The organism is Leptolyngbya sp. FACHB-711 (assembly GCF_014695615.1).
In the GTDB taxonomy this organism is placed as follows: domain Bacteria; phylum Cyanobacteriota; class Cyanobacteriia; order Elainellales; family Elainellaceae; genus Leptolyngbya_A.
Genome location: NZ_JACJOR010000405.1, coordinates 1 through 5,124, shown reverse-complemented (window position 1 = coordinate 5,124; position 5,124 = coordinate 1). Strand labels below are relative to the sequence as shown.

Genomic DNA, 5,124 nt, shown 5'->3' with positions numbered 1-5,124 from the left:
TGGCAGGCTGATGAATGCAAAAGGCTAATAGATGTCCTTTTAATAAAAAATAAGGATAGATAGAAAACAAGGGCAGAAATCTCCTGCCCTCTTTGCTTACAAATTTGCTTAAAAAAGCTGGGTTAAAAATTATACCTTTGGGTCGCTGGCATCCACTTCAGGAACCACATCAGGACGCTGCTTATCTTCCCAACCCGGCGGACGCTTCGAGTTATACCAGGCGATCGAGCCGATCGTAACCGCAGCAATAAAGCCAACAATATAAACAGCTGTAAACGCAAACGGAAAATGAGGTTCTTTTTCTAATGCTTCTGCTGCGGCTTGAAGTAGCACAATCATTTTTCCTTCCTCAATTTTTGAAACACTAGTCCTCACTATAGAGCCAAGACAGGTTAGATTCCTCACCCCTGCTCAGGATTTGATCTCGAAATAGAAAAGTGAGCCTCTGTCCCACGTCCTATTTCTTTAGAGGCTAGCGTCAGGCGCAGGCGCAGGCGGAGCAGGTTCTGTAGGAACAACGACTGGGGGGGGAACTTCGATCGGAGCCGGAGCAGGTTCAGGCTCAGGAGGCGGAACCGTATCAATTGGAGCAGGTGCAGGCGCAGTCGATTCAACAGGGTCAGACTCGACAGGAGCGGCAGGTTCAGGCTCAGGTTCACTGTAGTCAGGCTCACTGTAGTCAGGTTCAGAATAGCTGGGTTCGCTATAGGATTCACCTTGCCAGGAGCTTCCGCCAGAGTTACTCCAGGAGCTTTCGCCACTCGACTCTTCGCTGTAATCACCCTCACCGCTTGCTGCTTCTCTGGCAACCACTCGGCGCGGGTTCACAGGTTTCGCTTTTATCGTGCCGTCTCGTCCATCCAGCTGTGGGACTTCCGGGAAATCTTCTGGCTTGATCTCCTCGGTCAGCGTTGACATGAAGTTATACCAGGTGAGCGCAGCCGTGCTGCTAGCTCCATAGGTGGGGCTACTGTCGTCGTTGCCCATCCACACTCCGGTCACAAGCTGGGGAATGTAGCCGATAAACCAGAGGTCACGCCGTTTTTCTGAGGTTCCGGTCTTTCCGGCGACGGCTCGATCTCCCAGAGTTGCATCTCCGCCTGTGCCGCTGTTGACAACCCCTTCGAGCATCCAGGTCATAATCGATGCGCTGTCTTGATCGATCGCTCGTTCTGGCTTGAACTTCGCTTCGTAAATCAGCTTGCCAAATCGATTAAACACGCGGGTAATGCCGTGCGCTTCAATGTGGTTACCCTTGTTTGCCAGCGTTCCGTAGGCACTCGTGATCTCCAGCAGGTTCACTTCTGAGCTGCCCAACGCCAGCGAATAGGCAGGTAGCAGTTTCGACTGAATGCCCATCTTCGCCGCCATTGCAACCACGGGATCAAACCCAACATCCACCAGAACTTTAACAGCAACAATGTTGAGGGAAGAAATCAGCGCATCTCGCATCGAGACCCAGCCGCGATATCGCTTGTTGTAGTTGCGCGGCTCATAGCCATCGACGACGTACTTCCCGTCCATGTAGGACTTATAGGGTGAAAATCCTGCGGCGATCGCCGTGGAATACACAAAGGTCTTAAAGGTCGAACCTGGCTGCCGCTGTGCCTGAGTAGCGCGGTTAAACTGACTCTTGCTAAAGTCATTGCCGCCCACCATTGCCTTGATTTGACCGTTGCGCGGGTCGACCGAGACAAGGGCTGCCTGCTCAAAACCTTCTGGCGGACCGTAGTTTTCGATCGCCCGATTGACCGTTGCCTGTGCCTCTTTCTGCCACTTCAGATTCAGCGTGCTTTCCACCGTCAGCCCGCCTGCTTCTAGCTCCTCTTTGGAAACCAGATTGGGCAACTGCTGTTGAATGTAGGAAGTGAAATAGGGAGCTGCACTGTTGATATACTTCGGGCTACTGGGCTTGACCGCGATCGGAGCTGCCATTGCCTGATTCTTCTCAGCCAGCGTGATAAACTCGGCATCCACCATGCGCTGAAGCACAATATCCCGTCGCTGCTGGGCAATGTCTGGATTCACCAGAGGGGAATAGACGCTGGGAGCTGGGGGCATACCTGCGATCATTGCCATTTCGCCTAGGGTCAGCTTTTCAATAGGCTTGCTGAAGTAAATCCAGGCGGCATCTGCCACACCATACGCCCCTGACCCCAGATACACCAGATTCAGATAGCGTTCTAAAATCTGGTCTTTCTGGAGTTCGTCTTCCATTTTGTGAGCCAGCATTGCCTCGCGGAGCTTTCGTCCGATACTGCGCTCCTGCCCCAGGAATACAATCCGAGCAAGCTGCTGCGTAATCGTACTGCCGCCCTCAACGACTTCTCCTGCAGTGGCATTTGCAATGGCAGCACGGGCGATCGCCTGATAATCTAAACCGTCATGCTGGTAGAAATCTCGGTCTTCAGAAGCGATAAATGCCTGCTTCAGACGATCTGGTATTTCGCTCAGGGTAACTTTGTCGCGGGTTGCGGGTCCGATTTGCTGCAAGACTGAGCCGTCTGCGGCTTCGATGGTCAGCGTCCCGTTTCTGACATAATTCAATGCCTCGGCAGTATTGGGCATATGTCGCCGAATGCCTACGATCGTCTCTCGTGCAGCTAGCCCTGTGCCTGCCAGCCCTAAGCCCAGCCCTACAACACTCCAAGCCCACCACTGCTGATAGAGCGGACGGCGGCGCGGCGATCGTCGTCCTGAGTGAGGAGCGTTTTCGTTGTTCTCATTGGGCAGGCGATCGGAGGGTTCCGCACCCTTCGCCCGCTCCACTAGGGTTTTCAGCGATGCAAACGAAACGAGCCGCCGCTGGTTCACCGGAGACCCCCCTGATTTAGGCTGTCGATTCGACAGTGCTTTAAGCTTGGTAAAAAAGTCTGTCACGTTGATTCCTCAGTTCCTCACAACCCAGTGCAAGCCGCAAACGATAAGATGCAAACTCTGAACGTTGCAGATCGCCGCATCGATATGCACTTGACTTGCTATTTCGCAGCGAGACATCAGCATAGCCAACCTCTGCCCGACTGCATCAAGGCTCAGCAACACCGATAGGAGTCTGACAGAAAACCTGAAAATCTGTCTGACAGGAGAATTAGGGCGCATCCCACAAGACAAATCGCCTTCATTTCGCTTCATCCAAACTTAATCTGTTTCAGGACAAAGCGCAACCGAGCAAGCTGACCTGCGGATGTTTTTGCTATACTCCGGCGTAACCCAATGCCAGGGCAGTGACCAGCATTCCCAGTACCAGAAACGGCTGCGCGCTTGCTTGATATTTCACGTCATTTTTAAGCGGATCTCGCAGGAAATACATATCCTGAAAAGTGATTTGCGGAATGATCAGCAAAATTAGCAGCACTGCATAAAAGTTTTGCTGAATCGACATTAAATAGGCAGCAACGCCGGACTGAAACACATCAATCATCAGGACGCAAATCCAGGCAGCGGTTGTAATGCCAAACATCACGGGCAGTGACTTCAAGCCCAACTGACGATCGCCCTCTACACTCTTAAAGTCATTTACGATCGCAATGCCCAGACCAGACAGGCTGTAGAACAGCGTCAGCAGCACAATCGTCCAGTTCAGGTCGCCAAACAAAGCATGACCCGTCCACCAGGGCAACGCGATATAGCTTGCGCCCAGCGCATAGTTGCCCAGCCAGCCATTTTGCTTCAGTTTCAGGGGCGGCGCAGAGTAGATATATGCCAGAAACGACCCGCCGATCGCCAGAGCCGTAATTGTGGGGAAGCTGTGACCCGCCCAGCGATCGAGCAAATAGGCAATGCCAATCCCGCCCAGCAGCAGCACCAGAATTTGCGTCACCACCTGGGGAATCGAGATTGCACCAGAAGGAATCGGGCGATAGGGTTCGTTGATAGCATCAATTTCGCGATCGTAAAAATCATTCAAGGACTGCGTATATCCAGTCAGCAATGGACCAGAGAGCAGCATTGCGGCGGCTGAAATCAAAAAGTTTTCCAGCGTCCAGGTGTAATGTCCCGAAGAGGCTGCCCCACAGACCACGCCCCAGATCAGGGGAATCCAGGTAATCGGCTTCATGAGCTGGAGCCGGATTTTCCAAATCGAGGTTTCTCCGGGCTGTGCGCCTTTCATGCCCAGAAGTTGTCGAGCTTTCGCACTGCGATTGGCTGCGCTGTCAGTCTCTAGAGGGGCATTTGAGGATGAAGCTTCGGGAGGAGAGGTCGGTGATTCGGTCATAGCGGTTTTTTCAAATCACTGCGTCTGATTGCGTTAAAAGATTAGGAGACAGCCTCCTAGCCTACCTTACTATTGTGCCGCCTCAAATCACCTTTCCAGATTAAGGACGGGGCGAAGGAGCCGGGACAGCCGGAGCCGGACTGGGGGAAGCAGTCGGACTGGGGACAGTCTCAGCCGGAGGGGTAGGGGTTCCTAAAATGCTGGTGCTTCCGGTGTCAAACACCCCTGCAACACAGGCAATCATGAGCGTTGCCAAAGTTCCAATCAGCAGAGCTTTCCAGCCCAGATCAGCAATATCTTTGCGGCGAGAAGGAGCAAGCGCAGTCGTGCCACCAACAAAAATCCCGACCGAGGGAATGTGAGCAAACCCTGACAGCGCATAGCTGACAATCAGCAGGGCACGATTATCGAGCTCTCCTGTCTGTACCGCCGCCGCAAGTGCCTGATAGGGCGGAATTGCCGTTTCAAACAGTCGCCGTCCAATAATGACAGAAGATTGCCACAGCTCGTTCCACTCCAGCGAAACGCCCGTTAGCACAGTGAGCGGCAGGAAGAGTGCGCCCAAAAGATTTTGCAGCGTGATCACTTGAAATACTCCGCCGATCGGGGCAGGCAAATTGCCCAGCCAGCCAAAGAACTGGTTAATCAGCGACACCAGTCCCAAAATCACAATCAGCACGGCCGCGATCGCCACTGCCATTTTCACGCCGTCTAACGCTCCGACGATCGCCGCATCCATCGGGCTAGTTCGTTCGATCGGCTCCCCTGCTACCGTTTCCGATTGATTCATGCCGTCTGCCTGAAGGGTTGCCATTGCCCGTTCGTCGGGAACGCCATCGGCAGTAAGCGGAATCTCGGTTTCGGGAACCAGAATCTTGGACAGCACAAAACAAGCCGGAATTGCCATG

The 5,124-nt window shown here is 53.3% G+C and carries 4 protein-coding genes; all 4 read right to left on the bottom strand.

The window, feature by feature from the left end:
• Positions 1–129: 129 nt before the first annotated feature.
• Positions 130–339 carry a photosystem II assembly protein Psb35 gene (gene psb35 / locus H6F80_RS17375; protein ID WP_190792782.1) on the bottom strand — a complete coding sequence of 70 codons (210 nt, stop codon included), beginning with the start codon at positions 337–339 and terminating at the stop codon, positions 130–132.
• Positions 340–465: 126 nt separating this feature from the next.
• Positions 466–2,880, bottom strand: a complete 2,415-nt coding sequence (locus H6F80_RS17370) for a transglycosylase domain-containing protein (RefSeq protein ID WP_347277892.1) — start codon at positions 2,878–2,880, stop codon at positions 466–468.
• 313 nt (positions 2,881–3,193) lie between these two features.
• On the bottom strand, positions 3,194–4,216 hold the full coding sequence (chlG, locus tag H6F80_RS17365) for a chlorophyll synthase ChlG (RefSeq protein ID WP_190792781.1): 1,023 nt from the start codon (positions 4,214–4,216) through the stop codon (positions 3,194–3,196).
• Between the two features lie 100 nt (positions 4,217–4,316).
• Positions 4,317–5,124: nucleoside transporter C-terminal domain-containing protein (locus tag H6F80_RS17360; RefSeq protein ID WP_277879193.1), on the bottom strand; the 808-nt coding region annotated here is incomplete at its 5' end.

What these genes read in the sequence shown, in the direction of transcription:
- psb35 (WP_190792782.1), bottom strand. Translation starts at nt 339, where the DNA reads ATGATTGTGCTACTTCAAGCCGCAGCAGAAGCATTAGAAAAAGAACCT.
- chlG (WP_190792781.1), bottom strand. Translation starts at nt 4,216, where the DNA reads ATGACCGAATCACCGACCTCTCCTCCCGAAGCTTCATCCTCAAATGCC.